This window comes from Bacillus cabrialesii (genome assembly GCF_004124315.2).
Lineage (GTDB): Bacteria > Bacillota > Bacilli > Bacillales > Bacillaceae > Bacillus > Bacillus cabrialesii.
This window is the reverse complement of record NZ_CP096889.1, coordinates 117,497-137,248: the sequence shown is the minus strand read 5'-3', so window position 1 is coordinate 137,248 and position 19,752 is coordinate 117,497. Positions and strand designations below refer to the sequence as shown.

The following is a 19,752-nucleotide window of genomic DNA, read 5'->3' as shown; positions in this document are numbered from 1 at the left end:
AGAGAGTTATTTAGATTTAACAGCACTTTTAACAGTGATTAAAGATTTTCTCGCACCAGGTACGTTACCTTTGATCAAAAGAAGATTGCGTTCTGCATCAACTTTTACGATTTCAAGGTTTTGAACAGTGATTTGCTCTCCGCCCATACGTCCAGGTAATAATTTACCTTTGAATACACGGTTAGGATCTACAGGTCCCATTGAACCAGGACGACGGTGGTAGCGTGAACCGTGAGACATAGGTCCGCGAGATTGTCCGTGGCGCTTGATCGCACCTTGGAAACCTTTACCTTTAGATACTCCTGTTACATCTACGATTTCTCCAGCAGAGAAAATTTCAACCTTGACTTCCTGACCAACTTCATACGCATCCATTTCCACTCCGCGTAATTCTTTAACGAAGCGCTTAGGAGCAGTTTCCGCTTTTGCAACGTGCCCTTTTTCAGGTTTGTTAGAAAGCTTTTCACGCTTGTCGTCAAAACCAAGCTGGATTGCTTCGTAACCGTCGTTTTCAGTTGATTTCTTTTGAAGAACAACGTTTGGAGCAGCCTCGATAACAGTTACCGGAATAAGATCACCATTTTCAGCGAATACTTGCGTCATACCAATTTTTCTTCCTAAGATTCCTTTGGTCATTCGTCACACCTCCTATTAAGATCATTCTATATTTTAGAATTAAAGTTTAATTTCGATATCGACACCAGATGGTAAATCTAATCGCATGAGAGCATCAACAGTTTGTGGTGTTGGGTTCACAATGTCGATTAAACGTTTATGTGTACGCATTTCAAATTGCTCACGAGAATCTTTGTATTTGTGCACCGCACGAAGGATTGTGTAAACTGATTTTTCAGTTGGCAACGGGATCGGACCAGATACGCTGGCACCAGAACGTTTTGCCGTTTCAACAATCTTCTCTGCAGATTGATCAAGGATTCTATGATCATATGCTTTCAAACGAATACGAATTTTTTGTTTTGCCATTATTTTCCCTCCTTTTCGCCTACATCACGTTAGACAGTTCTCCGTGAGAAAAACCTGAACACCTCGCCATGGCAAAGCGGCCGGGTGTGTCAGCAACCTCTCACTTCATCGCAGTCAAAGACCAACATACACCATTATACAGAAAATAGACGCATGTTGCAAGACTTATTTAGAATATGCATGGTTTGCACACTTTTAATATTATACAGGTGTTTTTCTTATTAATCAAGGATCTATCATAAGTGATGAAAAGCGTGGTTACTCAGTGTACTCGCAAATAATGACGGCTCCTCGATATGCGGGGCATGAGCAGAATTCTCAAATTGAAACCAGCGCTTTTCAGGTGCCTCAAGCGCTTGATAATACTGTTTGGATATTTCAGAAGGAACAATTAGATCATGTTTCCCCGAAATGAAAAAGCACGGTACTTTAATAGAAGGAACTGATGTAAATGCATTAAACTGGTACAATTCCTCAGTTAAATGTTTTTTACTGAATCGCAATCCATTGAGGAATTTGTGCATGTTTCTTATTCCATACTCATGACCAGTAAGCATTTGAAATAATACAACAAGGGATTGATGATGATGGTGAGTGAATCCTCCCCTGCCCATCTCGACACAAAACCGATAGATAAGATGCTGGATACCCTTCTTCCAAGGCGGAGCGCCAATGAAACGTATGAGTCGGGATCGTATACTGGCCCTCTTCCTATCAGAGATTTCACGTATATATTGATAAGCAGCTGATTCTTCAAGATGAGGGTTAACAACCTGACTAATCCCATAATACGCATAAAACAAATCCGGCCGTTGCTGCAGCACATGAAGTGCCAGCAGTGACCCCCACGAATGACCGGCAAGGTATAATTTCGTTTTTGAAAAATGATCTAGGAGCCATTGAGTGACTTGAATTGCATCGTTAACGAAATGACTGATTGTCATGGAGTGATGAGGAATTCGTTTAGAATAAGAAAGCCCAGATCCTCTTTGATCCCATTGTACTACTGTGAAATGCTCTTCCAGCTCTTTTTGATAATGCCTAACATATCCGATTTGAGGTGTCCCCGGTCCGCCATGTAAAAAAAGCAGCAATGGATTTTTTGTATCAGCCCCATTGATCATCAGCATTTGCTTTGTATTTTCAATGCTCAGTTCTTTCATGATAGCGATTGATCTCTTTTCAGGAATCATAAAAAATTAGCCCCTCGAATATGATAGATCTTATTATACAAGAAAAAGGCAAGCAAACAAAAAACGAGACCCGCAGGGGGTCTCGTTTATCATCATACTATTACTCAGTGATTGTAGAAACAACGCCTGAACCTACAGTACGTCCGCCTTCACGAATAGAGAAACGAGTTCCTTCTTCGATAGCGATTGTAGAGATAAGTTCTACGTTCATTTCAGTGTTATCTCCAGGCATAACCATTTCTACGCCTTCTGGAAGATGGATGATACCAGTTACGTCAGTTGTACGGAAGTAGAACTGAGGACGGTAGTTAGAGAAGAATGGAGTATGACGTCCACCCTCTTCTTTAGAAAGAACGTAAACTTCAGCTTTGAATTTGCTGTGTGGAGTGATTGTACCTGGTTTAGCAAGTACTTGACCACGTTGGATGTCTTCACGAGCTACACCGCGAAGAAGGGCACCAATGTTGTCACCAGCTTCAGCATAATCAAGAAGCTTACGGAACATTTCAACACCTGTAACAGTTGTTTTCTTGTTCTCTTCTTGAAGACCGATGATTTCAACTTCGTCACCGACTTTAACTTGTCCGCGTTCTACACGGCCAGTTGCTACTGTACCACGACCAGTGATTGAGAATACGTCCTCAACTGGCATCATGAATGGTTTTTCAGTGTCGCGTTCTGGAGTTGGGATGTACTCATCAACCGCATCCATAAGTTCGAAGATTTTCGCTTCGTACTCAGCGTCACCTTCAAGAGCTTTAAGAGCAGAACCTTTGATTACTGGTACATCATCACCAGGGAAGTCGTATTCGCTAAGAAGATCGCGAACTTCCATTTCAACTAGTTCAAGAAGCTCTTCGTCGTCTACCATGTCGCATTTGTTTAAGAATACAACGATGTATGGTACACCAACGTTTTTAGAAAGAAGGATGTGCTCACGAGTTTGTGGCATTGGGCCATCAGCAGCAGATACTACAAGGATAGCTCCGTCCATTTGCGCAGCACCAGTGATCATGTTTTTAACATAGTCAGCGTGTCCTGGGCAGTCAACGTGTGCATAGTGACGAGTTTCAGTTTCGTACTCAACGTGTGCAGTAGAGATTGTGATACCGCGCTCACGTTCTTCTGGAGCACCATCAATTTGATCGTACGCCATAGCTGTACCTTTACCAGATTTCTTATGAAGTACTGTTGTGATAGCAGCAGTTAAAGTTGTTTTACCATGGTCAACGTGTCCAATTGTACCAATATTGGCATGTGATTTGGAACGGTCGAATTTTTCTTTAGCCATTCTAAAATCCTCCTTAAGAGCTTTTAATTAGTAATGTATAGAGTGATAGGAAGTGAAAGAAAGCTTTCACTTCCTCATCTTACAATAGTAGTTATACTTGAGTTAAGCGGCAAAATCAATTATTCGCCTTTATTTTTTTTGATAATTTCTTCTGCAATGCTCTTCGGCACTTCTTCGTAGTGATCCATGTGCATAGTAAACGTACCGCGACCTTGCGTATTAGAACGAAGTGCAGTAGCGTAACCGAACATTTCAGCAAGAGGAACCATAGCGCGAACAACTTGAGCGTTACCGCGTGCTTCCATACCTTCTACGCGTCCACGACGTGAAGTAACATCACCCATGATATCTCCCATGTATTCTTCTGGAATAACCACTTCTACTTTCATGATTGGTTCAAGAAGAACTGGGTTACATTTGCTGACTGCATTTTTCAATGCCATAGAAGCAGCAATTTTAAATGCCATTTCGTTTGAGTCAACATCATGGTAAGAACCATCGAAAAGTTTTGCTTTAATGTCGATAAGCGGGAAGCCTGCTAGTACACCATTTTCAAGTGAATCTTCCAGACCTGCTTGAACAGCTGGGATGTATTCACGTGGAACTACCCCACCGACAATCGCATTTTCAAATTCAAAGCCAGCGCCTTCTTCGTTTGGTTCGAATTCGATCCAAACGTGTCCGAACTGACCGCGTCCACCAGACTGACGTACGAATTTACCTTCAACTTTTGCACCGCTACGGAATGTTTCACGGTACGCAACCTGAGGAGCACCAACGTTGGCTTCTACTTTAAATTCGCGTTTCATACGGTCAACAATGATATCAAGGTGAAGTTCACCCATACCAGAGATGATCGTTTGGCCAGTTTCTGGGTTTGTTTGAGTACGGAATGTAGGATCTTCTTCAGCAAGTTTCGCTAAAGCGATACCCATTTTATCTTGGTCAGCTTTTGATTTAGGTTCAATAGCAACGTCGATAACTGGTTCTGGGAATTCCATTGATTCAAGGATAACAAGATCCTTCTCATCACATAGAGTATCTCCAGTAGTCGTATCTTTTAGACCTACAGCAGCTGCGATATCGCCTGCATATACAGTAGCGATTTCTTCACGGCTGTTAGCGTGCATTTGAAGGATACGTCCAACACGCTCACGTTTGCCTTTAGTAGAGTTTTTCACGTATGAACCGGAATCAAGTGTTCCAGAGTACACACGGAAGAACGTCAACTTACCAACGTAAGGGTCAGTCATAACTTTAAATGCTAATGCAGAGAATGGCTCATCATCAGAAGAATGGCGCTCAATCTCTTCATTTGTATCAGGACGAGTACCTTTGATTGCAGCAACGTCAGTTGGTGCAGGAAGGTAGTCAAGAACAGCATCGAGTACTAATTGAACACCTTTGTTTTTGAAGGCAGAACCAACAAGAACAGGGTAGAATTCAACATTTAATGTACCTTTACGGATACCTGCTTTTAACTCGTCAATAGTGATTTCTTCACCCTCAAGGTATTTATCCATAAGCTCTTCATCAAGCTCACATACAGCTTCAATGAGGCTGTTGCGAAGCTCTTCAGCTTGCTCTTTGTACTCTTCAGGGATTTCTTTCGCATCAGAACGAGTTCCAAGGTCATCTTCGTAGAAATACGCAACGTTTTCTACAAGGTCGATGATACCTTCGAAGTTATCTTCAGCACCGATCGGCAATTGAATTGCATGAGCATTTGCTTGAAGACGGTCTCTTAAAGTACCTACAGAGTAAAGGAAGTCTGCACCGATTTTGTCCATTTTGTTAACAAAAACGATACGCGGTACTCCGTAAGTTGTTGCCTGACGCCAAACAGTTTCTGTTTGAGGCTCAACGCCTGATTGCGCGTCAAGTACAGCAACAGCACCATCAAGTACACGAAGAGAACGTTCAACTTCAACTGTGAAGTCTACGTGCCCTGGAGTATCGATGATGTTTACGCGGTATCCTTTCCACTGTGCAGTTGTCGCAGCAGAAGTGATTGTGATACCACGTTCTTGTTCCTGCTCCATCCAGTCCATTTGTGAAGCTCCTTCATGAGTTTCACCAATTTTGTGGATACGGCCAGTATAGAACAAGATACGTTCTGTAGTAGTCGTTTTACCGGCATCAATGTGAGCCATGATCCCGATATTACGAGTTTTGTCTAAGGAGAACTCTCTTGCCATTGGGTAATTTCTCCTTCCTTATTGGGAAATTGTGTTTTTTAGTATATAAATCCTACCAACGATAGTGAGCAAATGCTTTGTTTGCTTCAGCCATCTTATGAGTGTCTTCACGTTTCTTAACAGCAGCACCAGTGTTGTTAGCTGCGTCAAGGATTTCGTTAGCTAAACGCTCTTCCATCGTTTTTTCTCCGCGAAGACGAGCGTAGTTAACTAACCAGCGAAGTCCAAGAGTCGTACGACGTTCAGGACGAACTTCTACAGGAACTTGGTAGTTCGCACCACCTACACGGCGTGCTTTTACTTCAAGTACAGGCATGATGTTTTTCAATGCTTGTTCGAAAACCTCCATTGCATCATTGCCAGTACGTTCTTTAATGATATCGAATGACTTGTATAGGATTGTTTGAGACTTACCTTTTTTACCATCGATCATCATTTTGTTGATTAGACGAGATACAAGCTTAGAGTTGTAAATCGGATCAGGTAAAACGTCTCTTTTTGCTACAGGACCTTTACGTGGCATCTGAATATCCTCCCTTCATCAATTATGCGTATTTTCGTTTATTATTTTGCTTTAGGTTTTTTCGTACCGTATTTAGAACGGCCTTGTGCACGGTTTTCAACTCCAGCAGTGTCAAGCGCACCACGAACGATGTGGTAACGTACCCCTGGTAAGTCTTTTACACGTCCGCCGCGGATAAGTACAACGCTGTGCTCTTGCAGGTTGTGACCGATACCAGGAATGTAAGCAGTAACCTCGATTCCGTTAGTCAAACGAACACGAGCATATTTACGAAGTGCTGAGTTCGGTTTTTTCGGTGTCATTGTACCAACACGAGTACATACCCCGCGTTTTTGTGGAGAAGATACATTAGTGTGCTCTTTTTTAAAGCTGTTGTATCCTTTGTTAAGTGCAGGAGACTTTGAGTTTTCTACTTTACTCACGCGTCCTTTACGAATTAGCTGATTAATTGTAGGCATGAAATTTTCCTCCCTTCATTACGTTTTATAACCCACATACCCAGGTGGTTCATCAAAAGGCAAAAAACAATGTCTTTACACAAGATAGCATCTTACGCAAAAACAAAAGTACGTTATAAAATAATGGCAACAGCGGCTGCTCCTACCTCAATTCCGCAGGCTTTGCCGAGCTTTTTCATGGATTCAACCATTGAGACAGAGATGCCTTGATCTTCCGCAAGTGAAACAACACTTGACGTGAGTATCGGATCTGCGTCTTTTGCAACGACTACTTCCTTTACTGAACCTCGTTTTAGAGCTTTCACTGTTTGCTTCGTACCAATAATAATTGATTTGGCCTGTGATACTTTATCATAAGACATAAACATATCCTCCAAAGTAACAGGTTTATTTCGAGCACCTTGGTTATATTATCATTCTAGGAGACGAATGTCAACAAGGTATGACATTTTTTAGTTTCGTTCTTCTCATAGAGTGATTTTTTATTAAATATATCTGCTGAAAGACTGTTTCGGCAGTCTTTCAGCAGCTTTAAATCAGTTATTCAACCGGAACCATATCTTCAGTTGGCTGAACATTTGAAACTGGTTTTACTTTACGGTATTTCATCATACCTGTACCAGCCGGAACAAGCTTACCGATGATAACATTCTCTTTCAAGCCGAGAAGCTCGTCACGCTTACCTTTAATCGCTGCGTCTGTAAGGACACGTGTAGTTTCCTGGAAGGAAGCAGCAGATAAGAATGAATCAGTTTCAAGAGATGCTTTTGTAATACCGAGCAAGACAGGACGGCCTGTGGCAGGTCGATTGCCTTCAAGCAATACCTTTTTGTTCGCTTCAGTAAATTGGTGAATATCAAGCAATGTACCTGGAAGCACATCTGTGTCACCGGCGTCAATCACGCGGACTTTGCGAAGCATTTGGCGAACCATTACTTCTACGTGTTTATCGCCGATTTCAACACCCTGCATACGGTAAACCTTTTGAACCTCATGGAGAAGATACTCTTGAACAGTAGTCAGGTCAGTCACTTTAAGAAGCTCTTTCGGATCGATTGAACCTTCTGTCAGTACTTGGCCTCGAGTAATTTTATCTCCTTCCGCCACTTTCAGGCGGGAGTTATAAGGTGCTGTATAAGAGCGTGTTTCCACTGCGCCTTGAACCACAATTTCCTGTTGCTTATCACGAACTTCATTGATCTCAACGACTGTACCGTCGATTTCTGTAATTGTTGCCTGACCTTTCGGATTACGCGCTTCGAAAAGCTCTTGGATACGCGGAAGACCCTGTGTGATATCGTCTCCGGCAACCCCGCCTGTATGGAAGGTACGCATTGTTAACTGTGTACCAGGCTCACCAATTGATTGGGCAGCAATGATACCGACAGCTTCACCGACTTCAACATCGGAGCCAGTAGCAAGATTTCGGCCATAGCATCGTTTACATACACCATGTGGCGTGTTACATGTGAAGGCAGAACGGATCCACACTTCTTCAATGCCGGCTTCTACAATCTCAAGTGCTTTATCTTCATCGATCAGTTCGTTTTCATTTACAAGCACTTCACCTGTTTCCGGGTGCTTCACTTGTTTTCTTGCAAAACGGCCGATTAAGCGTTCTTCTAAGCGCTCAATTGTTTCAGTTCCTTCTTTAAGAGGCTTAGCAAGGATGCCTCGGTCAGTTCCACAATCAGTTTCACGGATGATAACATCCTGTGCAACATCAACGAGACGGCGTGTAAGGTAACCTGAGTCAGCAGTTTTAAGGGCGGTATCGGCAAGACCTTTACGCGCACCGTGAGTGGAGATAAAGTACTCCAATACTGTCAGACCTTCACGGAAACTTGATTTGATCGGCAACTCAATGATACGTCCAGCCGGGTTGGCCATCAGACCGCGCATTCCGGCAAGCTGCGTAAAGTTAGACGCGTTACCACGGGCACCAGAGTCACTCATCATGTAGATCGGGTTGAGTTCATCAAGTGATTTCATCAGTTTGCCTTGGATAACGTCTTTTGCAGAACTCCAAATAGAGATGACTCTCTCATAGCGTTCCTCTTCAGTGATAAGACCGCGGCGGAACTGCTTCATAACGTTGTCAACTTTGCTTTGCGCTTCTTCAAGAATTTCTTGTTTATCATCGAGAACGACGATGTCAGAAACCCCAACTGTGATACCAGCTTTTGTTGAATATCTGAAACCTAGGTTTTTCATGCGGTCAAGCATTTTAGACGTTTCCGTGATGTGGAATCGTTTAAAGATTTCCGCGATGATTTTACCCAGAATGCCTTTTTTAAACGGCGCGTTGATTGGCTGCTTTTCAATGACAGCTTTTACATCGGCACCTTTTTCTAAGAAGAAACGGTCAGGTGTTTTCTCTTCAATGTTGCTCTTCGTTGGTTCATTCATGTAAGGGAATGATTCCGGAAGAATTTCATTGAAGACAAGCTTACCGACAGTTGTAATTAACAATTTCGAGCGCTGTTCTTCGGTAAATGTCACATTCTTAAGGGAGTTAGCTGCAACAGCCACTCTCGTATGAAGGTGAACATATCCGTTTTGATAAGCAAGAAGCGCTTCGTCTGTATTCTTGAAGACCATACCTTCACCGACAGCACCGGCACGCTCAAGTGTCAGGTAATAGTTACCCAATACCATATCCTGAGACGGTGTAACAACCGGTTTACCATCTTTAGGGTTCAAGATGTTTTGAGCGGCAAGCATCAAGATGCGTGCTTCAGCTTGTGCTTCTGCAGATAATGGTACGTGAACCGCCATTTGGTCACCGTCAAAGTCAGCGTTATAAGCTGTACATACGAGCGGGTGAAGGCGGATTGCGCGCCCTTCAACAAGTGTTGGTTCAAACGCTTGGATACCCAATCTGTGAAGCGTAGGGGCACGGTTCAGAAGTACCGGATGCTCCTTAATAACTGATTCAAGCACATCCCATACTTCAGGCTGTACGCGCTCAATTTTACGTTTCGCACTCTTAATGTTGTGTGCAAGACCTTTTTCAACAAGCTCTTTCATAACGAAAGGTTTGAAAAGTTCAAGCGCCATCTCCTTCGGTAATCCGCATTGGTACATTTTCAAATGAGGACCAACGACGATTACAGAACGTCCGGAGTAATCGACACGTTTACCAAGAAGGTTTTGACGGAAACGACCTTGCTTCCCTTTCAGCATGTGAGAAAGAGATTTTAGCGGTCTGTTACCAGGGCCTGTTACAGGACGTCCACGGCGGCCGTTGTCAATTAAGGCATCGACAGCCTCTTGAAGCATACGTTTTTCGTTTTGAACGATGATGCTAGGCGCACCAAGGTCCAAAAGGCGTTTCAAACGATTGTTACGGTTGATGACACGACGATAAAGGTCGTTCAAATCAGAAGTCGCAAAACGTCCGCCATCTAGCTGAACCATCGGTCTAAGCTCAGGAGGAATAACAGGAAGCACATCAAGGATCATCCAAGAAGGCTTGTTTCCTGAGTTACGGAAGGCTTCTAAAACTTCAAGGCGTTTGATCGCACGAGTACGACGCTGTCCTTGTGATGTCTTCAGCTCTTCTTTTAACATATCAACTTCTTTTACAAGATCGATATCTTGAAGAAGTTTATGAATCGCTTCTGCACCCATTGATGCTTGGAATTTATTACCGTATTTATCGAGATAAGCACGGTATTCTTTCTCAGACAGAAGCTGTTTCTTTTCAAGCGGTGTATTTGCCGGATCAGTTACAACGTAAGAAGCAAAGTAAATGACTTCTTCTAAAGCACGAGGTGACATATCCAGCACAAGACCCATACGGCTTGGAATACCTTTGAAATACCAAATGTGGGAAACTGGGGCAGCCAGTTCAATGTGCCCCATTCTCTCACGACGGACTTTAGCCCGTGTTACTTCGACTCCGCAGCGGTCACAAACTACGCCTTTATAACGAACTCGCTTGTACTTCCCGCAATGACATTCCCAGTCCTTAGTCGGTCCGAAAATGCGTTCGCAGAATAGACCGTCCTTTTCAGGTTTTAACGTACGATAGTTTATCGTTTCAGGCTTTTTCACTTCACCAAAAGACCATGAACGGATTTTATCCGGTGAAGCAAGACCGATGTTCATATACTCAAAATTGTTCACATCTAGCAAGGGGCCTACCTCCCTTTTTATCTTCGGATTAACCGATGTCACTTGCCTTTATAACTAGAGATTATTCTTTCGTTACTACATCTCGTTCAACGTCTGCAGATGCTGTTTCTTGCGGCTCTTCATCACCTGATAATGCCAGGCCGTCAGCTTGTTTCGCATCTTCTTCGTCTTCTAAATCTCTCATTTCTATTTCTTCTTCATCACCGGAAAGGATTTTGACATCCATACCTAAGCTTTGAAGTTCTTTGATTAATACTTTGAATGATTCCGGAACACCTGGTTCTGGAACGTTGTCGCCTTTAACGATAGCTTCGTATGTTTTCACACGTCCAACCACGTCATCAGACTTAACAGTCAGAATTTCTTGAAGAGTGTAAGCCGCACCATAAGCTTCAAGTGCCCAAACCTCCATCTCACCGAAACGCTGTCCTCCAAATTGCGCTTTACCGCCAAGAGGCTGCTGCGTAACAAGTGAGTAAGGACCTGTAGAGCGTGCATGAAGTTTATCGTCAACCATGTGAGCCAGTTTGATCATGTACATGATACCGACAGATACGCGGTTATCAAACGGCTCTCCAGTACGTCCGTCGTAAAGCACAGTTTTGGCGTCACGAGACATACCGGCTTCTTCAAGTGTTTCCCAAACATCCTCTTCTCGCGCTCCGTCAAATACAGGAGACGCAATGTGAATGCCGAGGTAACGAGCGGCCATACCCATATGAAGCTCCAATACCTGCCCGATGTTCATACGTGATGGTACGCCCAGCGGGTTAAGCATGATGTCAATTGGTGTGCCGTCAGGAAGGTAAGGCATATCCTCTTCAGGAAGAATCTTAGAGATAACACCTTTGTTACCGTGACGACCGGCCATTTTATCCCCTTCAGAAATCTTACGTTTCTGAACGATATATACGCGTACCAACTGGTTTACGCCTGGAGGAAGTTCGTCTCCGTCTTCACGGTTGAAGACTTTAACGTCATGGATAATTCCGCCGCCGCCGTGAGGCACACGTAGAGAAGTATCGCGAACCTCGCGGGCTTTTTCACCAAAGATGGCGTGAAGCAGGCGTTCCTCTGCAGTCAGCTCAGTTACGCCTTTAGGTGTTACTTTACCGACAAGAAGATCTCCGTCTTTTACTTCTGCCCCAATACGGATGATTCCGCGGTCATCAAGATTGCGAAGCGCATCTTCACCGACGTTTGGAATATCGCGAGTGATTTCTTCAGGTCCAAGTTTTGTATCACGTGCTTCTGATTCATATTCTTCAATGTGGATAGATGTATAAACATCATCCTTCACAAGGCGTTCACTCATGATGATGGCATCCTCATAGTTGTAACCATCCCATGTCATGAAGCCGACCATTACGTTACGGCCAAGCGCAAGTTCACCAAGCTCCATAGAAGGACCGTCAGCAAGGATTTCTCCTTTCACTACTTCATCGCCGACACTTACGATCGGACGCTGATTGTAGCACGTTCCTTGGTTAGAGCGGACAAATTTCAGCATGCTGTATTTATCCAAGTTTCCTTTTACTTTTTGACCGTCTACTTCTTCATAACGGCGAACCCAAACGTTTTTCGCTTCTACGCGTTCAACGATACCAGGGTGTTTACAAATAACAGCGGCACCAGAGTCTTTACCTGATACATATTCCATACCAGTTCCAACGAATGGTGCTTCCGGCTGCATCAAAGGCACAGCCTGACGTTGCATGTTCGCTCCCATAAGAGCGCGGTTGGAGTCATCGTTTTCTAAGAACGGGATACATGCTGTCGCAGCAGAAACAACCTGCTTAGGCGATACGTCCATGTAATCCACACGGTTTCTGGAAACAACGGTGTTCTCCCCGCGGAAACGGGCTACGATGCTGTCATCAATAAATGCGCCTTCGTCATCAAGACGAGCGTTCGCTTGAGCGACAACATAGTTATCCTCTTCATCAGCAGTTAAGTAATCGATTCTGCCCGTTACCTTCCCTGTTTCAGGGTCAACGCGGCGATATGGCGTTTCGATAAAGCCAAAACGGTTTACTTTTGCATATGATGAAAGTGAGTTGATCAAACCGATGTTCGGGCCCTCAGGCGTTTCAATCGGACACATACGGCCATAGTGGGAGTAGTGAACGTCACGCACTTCCATTCCGGCACGCTCACGTGTCAATCCGCCCGGTCCTAACGCTGACAGACGGCGCTTATGCGTTAATTCAGCAAGCGGGTTCGTCTGGTCCATGAATTGAGAAAGCTGAGAGCTTCCAAAGAACTCTTTAATGGACGCAATAACAGGACGAATATTGATCAGCTGCTGAGGTGTAATTGTATTCGTATCTTGAATTGACATTCTCTCACGAACCACACGCTCCATACGGCTTAAACCGATACGGAATTGGTTCTGGAGAAGCTCACCTACAGAACGTAAACGGCGGTTTCCAAGATGATCGATATCATCTGTGTCGCCTACTCCGTGCAGCAGGTTGAAGAAGTAGCTGATAGAAGAAATAATATCAGCAGGCGTGATGTTTTTAATCTCTTCTTCAATGTAAGCATTGCCGATTACATTAATAACCTGTTCTCCTTCTTGATCAGTCGGAGCATAGATTTTAATCGATTGAAGAGTCACTTCATCTTCAACAACGCCGCCATTCGGATACAGCTTTCTGAAACCGATTCCGTTTTCTAAGTATGGCAGTACTTTATCAAGTGTTCTTCTATCAAGAATCTGACCTTTTTCAGCCAGGATTTCTCCTGTTTCAGGGTCAACAAGCGTTTCAGCAAGTCTCTGATTAAAGAGGCGATTCTTAATGTGAAGTTTTTTATTAATTTTATAGCGTCCTACATTGGCAAGATCGTATCGTTTCGGATCAAAGAAACGAGAATCAAGCAAGCTTTTCGCATTTTCTACTGTAGGCGGCTCTCCTGGACGGAGACGCTCGTAAATTTCAAGCAGCGCTTTGTCGCTGTTTTCTGTGTTGTCTTTATCAAGCGTATTTCGCAGGTATTCGTTTTCTCCTACAAGATCAAGAATCTCTTGATCGGAGCCGAAGCCGAGAGCACGCAAAAGAACCGTAACCGGCAACTTACGTGTGCGATCAATGCGGACATAAACAACATCTTTCGCATCAGTTTCGTATTCTAACCATGCGCCACGGTTTGGAATGACAGTTGCGGTAAAACCTTTCTTACCGTTTTTGTCTACTTTACCACTGAAATATACACTTGGAGACCGAACAAGCTGGGAAACGATAACGCGTTCCGCACCGTTAATGATAAAAGTACCTGTATCTGTCATAATAGGGAAATCACCCATGAAGACATCTTGGTCTTTTACCTCTCCAGTTTCTTTGTTAATTAAACGAACCTTCACTCTTAGCGGAGCTGAGTAAGTCACATCACGTTCTTTTGATTCCTCTACAGGATATTTAGGCTCACCTAAACTATAATCAATGAACTCAAGAGAGAGGTTACCAGTGAAATCCTCAATTGGCGATATGTCTTGAAACATCTCTCTAAGACCCTCATCAAGAAACCACTGATAAGAAGAGGTTTGAATTTCAATGAGATTTGGTAATTCTAACACTTCGCTAATGCGAGCATAGCTTCTGCGCTGGCGGTGTCGTCCATACTGAACTAGTTGACCTGTCAACTGATTCACCCCTCAAATCATGCGTATTATATGTGTAATAAGCATTCCTTTCAATGAAAGGAAATACTTTTACAAGACAAAAGAAAAAAGGGTTTCTAATTAAGAAAACCACATCCAAAAACAAATACCGATTTTATTAGCATTTCCATACTTGTATAATTTATACATAGATATTGACATTTCATCATATCAAGCAAAATATATACATTGGCATTTTACAATATTAACATAGCTAAAATACCGAGTCAAACTTTTTTTGCTTTTATGATATAATAGCCTTTCTTTTTTTGAACGACAGAAACTTCATCGAACAGTTCCTCGAGCTTTTCAATGGCAGAAGGCGCGCCTTGCTTTTTCTGTATGACGATCCACAACTCACCTGAAGCTTTTAAGTGTTCAGCGCTTTTCTCAAAGATAGCATGGACAACTTTTTTTCCGGCTCGGATTGGGGGATTTGTAAGAATAGAAGCAAATGTTTGAGCAGAATCAACGTTCGAAAACAAATCACTCTGATAAATCTTAACGTTTGTTATTCCATTTTGTTCCGCATTTTCATTTGATAACTCTACGGCTCTCTCATTAACGTCAATCATGTGGATGGTCCGGTCTTTAAAGTCGCTCGCCAGAGATAAACCAATCGGGCCGTACCCGCAGCCTACATCTAGAAAGCTCCCCTCAACTTCAGGCTCTTCAAAAGAATCAATCAGCAGACGGGAACCAAAATCAACTTCCTTTTTAGAAAAAACTCCGCTGTCGCTGGTAAACGTGAAATCTTTATTACGAAGCCTAAAAGACCAGGTTTGCTTGTTGCTTTTTACTGAAGGTTTTTCTGAATAATAATGCTCACTCATTATTAGAACCTCCTTTTATTCATATCTTAAAGAATGGCAAAGAAAAAGCTCGCCTCATAAAAGCGAGCTTCCCCAACAGGTAAGTGAAGATTACTTAACTTCTACAGAAGCGCCAACTTCTTCAAGTTTAGCTTTAAGCTCTTCAGCTTCTTCTTTAGCAATACCTTCTTTAAGTGGTTTTGGAGTGTTGTCAACAAGTTCTTTAGCTTCTTTCAAGCCAAGACCAGTGATTTCACGTACAACTTTGATAACTTTGATTTTTTGAGAACCTGCACCAGCAAGGATAAGGTCGAATTCGCTTTGCTCTTCAGCAGCGCCGCCTGCAGCAGCTCCGCCAGCTACAGCTACAGGAGCAGCAGCAGTTACGCCAAATTCTTCTTCGATTGCTTTTACTAGGTCGTTCAATTCAAGTACAGTTGCTTCTTTAACGGAAGCAATGATTTCTTCGATATTTAAAGCCATTTGTAATTCCTCCATTTTGTTTTAATTTATGAAAACTGATTAAATTAAGCGCCTTGTTCTTCTTTTTGTTCTGCCACAGCTTTTGTAGCAAGAGCAAAGTTGCGAACTGGAGCTTGAAGTACGCTAAGCAACATAGAAAGCAAGCCTTCGCGTGATGGAAGTTCAGCAAGAGCTTTCACTTCTTCAACAGTAGAAACTTTACCTTCGATAACGCCAGCTTTGATTTCAAGAGCTTCGTGATTTTTAGCGAAGTCATTAAGAACTTTAGCCGGAGCGACAACATCTTCAGTACTGAATGCAATCGCGTTCGGTCCAGTTAAGAAATCATTCAAACCATTAAGCTCAGCTTGTTCAACCGCACGGCGAGTCATCGTATTTTTGTATACTTTGAACTCAACGTTAGCTTCGCGAAGCTGTTTACGAAGTTCTGTTACTTCAGAAACGTTAAGTCCGCGATAGTCAACGATGATCGTTGATTTACTTTCTTTCAGTTTAGAAGCAATTTCTTCAACAACAACTTTTTTTGTTTCAATTGCGCTGCTCATGGTTACACCTCCTGTAGATTCTTGTGTAACACTTATACCGTTAGGTGATCACGACTGAGACGACGGATTCCATATAAAAAGCCTCCATGAGACATGGAGGCTGTATATACAAGCATACGTAACGTAATAGCTGTGATAATATACACCTCGGTAGGATGATTAAGCGGTTAGGCCCCTACTGTCTACGGTATAAATGATATTCTATTTTACAACATTTTGAATCATATCAGAATGTTGATGTCATGTCAATATTATTTTACGTTAAAAGTTGAAGAGTCTACTTTGACACCAGGTCCCATAGTAGAAGTTACAGCAACGTTTTTCACGTAAACGCCTTTAGCCGCAGCAGGTTTAGCTTTCAGGATTGTATCGTACATTGTTGTGAAGTTCTCAACAAGTTTTTCATCCTCGAAAGAAACTTTACCGATAGGAACATGAATGTTTCCAGCTTTATCAACGCGGTATTCAACTTTACCAGCTTTGATTTCGCCGATTGCTTTTTCAACTTCGAAAGTAACTGTACCAGTTTTAGGGTTTGGCATTAAACCTTTTGGTCCAAGTACACGACCGATTTTACCAACTTCACCCATCATGTCAGGTGTAGCTACGATTACATCGAAATCGAACCAGCCTTGTTGAATTTTGTTGATGTAGTCAGTATCGCCAACGAAATCTGCACCAGCAGCTTCAGCTTCTTTCGCTTTTTCGCCTTTTGCGAAAACGAGAACGCGCTGAGTTTTACCAGTTCCGTTTGGAAGAACAACTGCTCCACGGATTTGCTGGTCGTTTTTACGAGGGTCAACCCCTAAACGGAAAGCCACTTCAACTGTAGCGTCGAATTTAGCTGTGTTTGTTTTTTTAACGAGAGCTACTGCTTCAGAAACGTCGTAAGCTTTTGAACGATCTACAAGCTTAGCAGCTTCAACGTACTTTTTACCTTTTTTAGCCATTTTAAAATTTCCTCCTTATGTGGTTATAGCGGAATAACCTCCCACGAATAAGGGTTGCGAACTTGTTAAAACTCGCAACCCGACAAGAAACAAATTAATCCTCGATTACAATACCCATACTGCGGGCAGTACCTTCAACCATGCGCATTGCCGCTTCAACGTCTGCTGCGTTTAAGTCAGGCATTTTCGTTTCAGCGATTTCGCGTACTTTATCGCGCTTAACGGTTGCCACTTTATTACGGTTTGGTTCACCAGAACCAGACTCAATTCCAGCTGCTTTTTTAAGCAATACTGCAGCAGGTGGAGTTTTTGTAATAAATGTAAATGAACGGTCTTCGTAAACCGAAATTTCAACAGGAATGATTAAACCAGCTTGGTCAGCTGTACGAGCGTTAAACTCCTTACAGAATCCCATGATGTTAACACCGGCTTGACCAAGTGCAGGCCCAACTGGTGGTGCTGGGTTAGCTTTTCCAGCAGGAATTTGCAATTTTACAACTTTTACTACTTTTTTAGCCACGAGACACACCTCCTTAAGTCCGTGATGTGGTAATAGGGTAAACCCTCCCACTCAAGGTTTCATTCTTTATATGAATGACGAAATATCAAGCTAGTTGCCTTGGATAAGTCCAAGACGTACCTTTGCTATATTATCATTTATATATAGCAATTTCAAGTTTTTTCACATTACAATTTATCGATTTGGGTAAATTCCAGCTCAACCGGCGTTTCACGGCCGAACATATTAACAAAAACTTTGACCTTGCTTTTGTCATAATCAATCTCTTCAATTGATCCAGTAAAGTTGGCAAAAGGCCCGTCTATTACTTTCACTGTTTCTTTCAGTTCAAAGTCAATGTCTGTTTTGCGTTCATCCATGCCCATTCTCTTCAGAATGGTTTCTGCTTCGCCCGGAAGAAGCGGCGTCGGTTTTGAACCAGAGCCGGCAGATCCTACGAATCCAGTAACGCCCGGCGTGTTGCGGACAACATACCAAGAGTCGTCTGTCATTACAATTTCAACAAGCACATAACCAGGGAATACTTTCTTTTTCACAACTTTTTTCTTGCCGTTTTTGATATCTGTTTCTTCTTCTTCAGGTACGACTACACGGAAAATTTTATCCTGCATCCCCATTGATTCAACACGTTTTTCCAAATTGGCTTTTACTTTATTCTCATAACCAGAGTACGTGTGAACAACATACCAATTCTTTTCCATTCTCTTCAGGACTGTCCAGTCCTTCCCTCCCCGCATTTGGTTTTAGTGAATTACCATAACGCTCCAAAAAATAGGCGGCAAGCCTATGATAACTTTCATTTTAAGCCACAATAAAAAACCCGCTGAACGGGTTTTGGCAAGTGATATTATGATCTATTATAGCACGTATTGCTGATCATTATTCAACTATTAAACGAATTAATTGAGAAATTCCTGTGTCAAGGAGGGCAAAAAAGATAACAAAAAAGATAACTGTTGCAATCACCGTAATGGTATAACGCGTTAACTCTTTTCCTTTAGGCCAGCTTACCTTTTTCATTTCTTTCCCAACATCTTTAAAGAATCTCATAATACGCATGTAAAAGACCTCCACAGTTTAAAAGCGCAAAAACTATTTTGTTTCAAGATGAGCTGTATGTGAATTGCAAGTACTGCAGTATTTCTTTACTTCTAATCGCTCAGCCGCTGATGCAGAGCTTTTCATTGTCGTATAATTACGGTTTCCGCATGTCTTGCATGCTAACGTAATCTTTTTTCTCATGTTATTACACCTTTTTCTAAATAGACATTAGTTCTTATCTTTAGTAACATATCATAGTCAGAAAAATACTGTCAATATAACATAAATCTATTATTACAAACTGATTTCACGAATTTCCAAATACTTCTCCAGCTTGCGTTTCACACGCTGAAGGGCATTGTCGATCGATTTCACATGCCGGTTCAGTTCATCGGAAATCTCTTGGTAACTTCTTCCGTCGAGATATAAGACGAGTACTTTTCTCTCTAAATCACTTAATAGTTCTCCCATTTTCATTTCAATATCATCGAATTCTTCCTGATTGATGATCATTTCCTCGGGATTTAAGGTTTTTGCTCCCGAAATGACATCAAGCAGCGTTCGGTCTGATTCTTCATCAAAAATCGGTTTATCTAATGAGACGTAGGAATTCAAAGGAATGTGTTTCTGGCGAGTAGCTGTCTTTATTGCGGTAATAATTTGGCGGGTAATACATAATTCTGCGAAAGCTTTGAATGAGGTAAGCTTGTCCTCTTTGAAGTCACGAATAGACTTATAGAGGCCTATCATACCTTCCTGAACAATATCCTCTCTGTCCGCTCCTATTAAAAAGTAGGATCTTGCTTTTGCACGAACAAAGTTTCGGTACTTCGTAATCAAGTAATCTAACGCATCACTGTCCCCAACATGAACCTTTTCAATGACCTGCTCGTCCTCCAACTGGCAAAACTGCTCTTTGTTGAATTTTCCCTTGTTGTTCTGTAGATTCACTC

At 42.4% G+C, this 19,752-nt stretch carries 19 protein-coding genes and 1 other annotated feature; all 19 genes read right to left on the bottom strand.

Going from position 1 to position 19,752, the window contains the following annotated elements:
• Positions 1-6 precede the first annotated feature (6 nt).
• A complete protein-coding gene (gene rplC, locus EFK13_RS00730) occupies positions 7-636 on the bottom strand; it encodes a 50S ribosomal protein L3 (protein ID WP_024714049.1) in 630 nt (209 codons plus the stop codon).
• 39 nt (positions 637-675) lie between these two features.
• The gene (gene rpsJ, locus EFK13_RS00725) at positions 676-984 is read right to left on the bottom strand and encodes a 30S ribosomal protein S10 (protein ID WP_003156464.1); all 309 of its coding nucleotides are present in this window, start codon (positions 982-984) and stop codon (positions 676-678) included.
• A gap of 236 nt (positions 985-1,220) precedes the next feature.
• Positions 1,221-2,177, bottom strand: a complete 957-nt coding sequence (locus tag EFK13_RS00720; RefSeq protein WP_129506937.1) for an alpha/beta fold hydrolase — start codon at positions 2,175-2,177, stop codon at positions 1,221-1,223.
• 100 nt (positions 2,178-2,277) lie between these two features.
• Positions 2,278-3,468, bottom strand: coding sequence for an elongation factor Tu (tuf, locus tag EFK13_RS00715; protein WP_019257280.1), 1,191 nt, complete (start codon positions 3,466-3,468; stop codon positions 2,278-2,280).
• 119 nt (positions 3,469-3,587) lie between these two features.
• Complete coding sequence (gene fusA / locus EFK13_RS00710; protein WP_064814484.1) at positions 3,588-5,666, bottom strand: elongation factor G; 2,079 nt, start codon at positions 5,664-5,666, stop codon at positions 3,588-3,590.
• A 52-nt stretch (positions 5,667-5,718) separates the two neighbouring features.
• Positions 5,719-6,189 carry a 30S ribosomal protein S7 gene (gene rpsG, locus EFK13_RS00705; RefSeq protein ID WP_003225784.1) on the bottom strand — a complete coding sequence of 157 codons (471 nt, stop codon included), beginning with the start codon at positions 6,187-6,189 and terminating at the stop codon, positions 5,719-5,721.
• A 41-nt stretch (positions 6,190-6,230) separates the two neighbouring features.
• Entirely contained in the window at positions 6,231-6,647 is a 417-nt protein-coding gene (gene rpsL / locus EFK13_RS00700; protein WP_003225781.1) for a 30S ribosomal protein S12, read from the bottom strand.
• Positions 6,648-6,760: 113 nt separating this feature from the next.
• The gene (locus tag EFK13_RS00695; RefSeq protein WP_003225778.1) at positions 6,761-7,009 is read right to left on the bottom strand and encodes a 50S ribosomal protein L7ae-like protein; all 249 of its coding nucleotides are present in this window, start codon (positions 7,007-7,009) and stop codon (positions 6,761-6,763) included.
• Positions 7,010-7,187: 178 nt separating this feature from the next.
• Positions 7,188-10,787 (bottom strand): DNA-directed RNA polymerase subunit beta', encoded by a 3,600-nt coding sequence (gene rpoC, locus EFK13_RS00690; RefSeq protein WP_129506938.1) that lies wholly within the window; start codon positions 10,785-10,787, stop codon positions 7,188-7,190.
• Between the two features lie 61 nt (positions 10,788-10,848).
• Positions 10,849-14,430 (bottom strand): DNA-directed RNA polymerase subunit beta, encoded by a 3,582-nt coding sequence (gene rpoB / locus EFK13_RS00685; protein ID WP_129506939.1) that lies wholly within the window; start codon positions 14,428-14,430, stop codon positions 10,849-10,851.
• Between the two features lie 245 nt (positions 14,431-14,675).
• Positions 14,676-15,281 carry a class I SAM-dependent methyltransferase gene (locus tag EFK13_RS00680; protein WP_041337888.1) on the bottom strand — a complete coding sequence of 202 codons (606 nt, stop codon included), beginning with the start codon at positions 15,279-15,281 and terminating at the stop codon, positions 14,676-14,678.
• Between the two features lie 90 nt (positions 15,282-15,371).
• The gene (gene rplL / locus EFK13_RS00675) at positions 15,372-15,743 is read right to left on the bottom strand and encodes a 50S ribosomal protein L7/L12 (RefSeq protein ID WP_003156436.1); all 372 of its coding nucleotides are present in this window, start codon (positions 15,741-15,743) and stop codon (positions 15,372-15,374) included.
• 44 nt (positions 15,744-15,787) lie between these two features.
• The gene (gene rplJ / locus EFK13_RS00670; protein WP_069148828.1) at positions 15,788-16,288 is read right to left on the bottom strand and encodes a 50S ribosomal protein L10; all 501 of its coding nucleotides are present in this window, start codon (positions 16,286-16,288) and stop codon (positions 15,788-15,790) included.
• 65 nt (positions 16,289-16,353) lie between these two features.
• Positions 16,354-16,494: a sequence feature (ribosomal protein L10 leader region), on the bottom strand.
• A gap of 45 nt (positions 16,495-16,539) precedes the next feature.
• Entirely contained in the window at positions 16,540-17,238 is a 699-nt protein-coding gene (rplA, locus tag EFK13_RS00665) for a 50S ribosomal protein L1 (RefSeq protein ID WP_003235040.1), read from the bottom strand.
• A gap of 94 nt (positions 17,239-17,332) precedes the next feature.
• Entirely contained in the window at positions 17,333-17,758 is a 426-nt protein-coding gene (gene rplK, locus EFK13_RS00660; protein ID WP_003156430.1) for a 50S ribosomal protein L11, read from the bottom strand.
• A gap of 167 nt (positions 17,759-17,925) precedes the next feature.
• The gene (gene nusG, locus EFK13_RS00655) at positions 17,926-18,459 is read right to left on the bottom strand and encodes a transcription termination/antitermination protein NusG (protein WP_003225764.1); all 534 of its coding nucleotides are present in this window, start codon (positions 18,457-18,459) and stop codon (positions 17,926-17,928) included.
• A 178-nt stretch (positions 18,460-18,637) separates the two neighbouring features.
• Entirely contained in the window at positions 18,638-18,817 is a 180-nt protein-coding gene (secE, locus tag EFK13_RS00650; RefSeq protein ID WP_064814480.1) for a preprotein translocase subunit SecE, read from the bottom strand.
• A 33-nt stretch (positions 18,818-18,850) separates the two neighbouring features.
• Positions 18,851-19,000, bottom strand: a complete 150-nt coding sequence (gene rpmG, locus EFK13_RS00645; RefSeq protein ID WP_003156421.1) for a 50S ribosomal protein L33 — start codon at positions 18,998-19,000, stop codon at positions 18,851-18,853.
• A gap of 93 nt (positions 19,001-19,093) precedes the next feature.
• Entirely contained in the window at positions 19,094-19,750 is a 657-nt protein-coding gene (gene sigH / locus EFK13_RS00640) for an RNA polymerase sporulation sigma factor SigH (RefSeq protein WP_003225758.1), read from the bottom strand.
• Between the last annotated feature and the right edge of the window lie 2 nt (positions 19,751-19,752).

Excerpts from the sequence above, each read along its gene's own strand:
- EFK13_RS00720 (WP_129506937.1), bottom strand. The coding sequence starts at position 2,177 with ATGATTCCTGAAAAGAGATCAATCGCTATCATGAAAGAACTGAGCATT.
- rpsL (WP_003225781.1), bottom strand. The coding sequence starts at position 6,647 with ATGCCTACAATTAATCAGCTAATTCGTAAAGGACGCGTGAGTAAAGTA.
- fusA (WP_064814484.1), bottom strand. The coding sequence starts at position 5,666 with ATGGCAAGAGAGTTCTCCTTAGACAAAACTCGTAATATCGGGATCATG.
- secE (WP_064814480.1), bottom strand. The coding sequence starts at position 18,817 with ATGCGTATTATGAGATTCTTTAAAGATGTTGGGAAAGAAATGAAAAAG.
- EFK13_RS00680 (WP_041337888.1), bottom strand. The coding sequence starts at position 15,281 with ATGAGTGAGCATTATTATTCAGAAAAACCTTCAGTAAAAAGCAACAAG.
- rpmG (WP_003156421.1), bottom strand. The coding sequence starts at position 19,000 with ATGAGAAAAAAGATTACGTTAGCATGCAAGACATGCGGAAACCGTAAT.
- rplJ (WP_069148828.1), bottom strand. The coding sequence starts at position 16,288 with ATGAGCAGCGCAATTGAAACAAAAAAAGTTGTTGTTGAAGAAATTGCT.
- EFK13_RS00695 (WP_003225778.1), bottom strand. The coding sequence starts at position 7,009 with ATGTCTTATGATAAAGTATCACAGGCCAAATCAATTATTATTGGTACG.
- tuf (WP_019257280.1), bottom strand. The coding sequence starts at position 3,468 with ATGGCTAAAGAAAAATTCGACCGTTCCAAATCACATGCCAATATTGGT.
- rpsJ (WP_003156464.1), bottom strand. The coding sequence starts at position 984 with ATGGCAAAACAAAAAATTCGTATTCGTTTGAAAGCATATGATCATAGA.
- rpsG (WP_003225784.1), bottom strand. The coding sequence starts at position 6,189 with ATGCCACGTAAAGGTCCTGTAGCAAAAAGAGACGTTTTACCTGATCCG.
- rplC (WP_024714049.1), bottom strand. The coding sequence starts at position 636 with ATGACCAAAGGAATCTTAGGAAGAAAAATTGGTATGACGCAAGTATTC.
- rplL (WP_003156436.1), bottom strand. The coding sequence starts at position 15,743 with ATGGCTTTAAATATCGAAGAAATCATTGCTTCCGTTAAAGAAGCAACT.
- rplA (WP_003235040.1), bottom strand. The coding sequence starts at position 17,238 with ATGGCTAAAAAAGGTAAAAAGTACGTTGAAGCTGCTAAGCTTGTAGAT.
- nusG (WP_003225764.1), bottom strand. The coding sequence starts at position 18,459 with ATGGAAAAGAATTGGTATGTTGTTCACACGTACTCTGGTTATGAGAAT.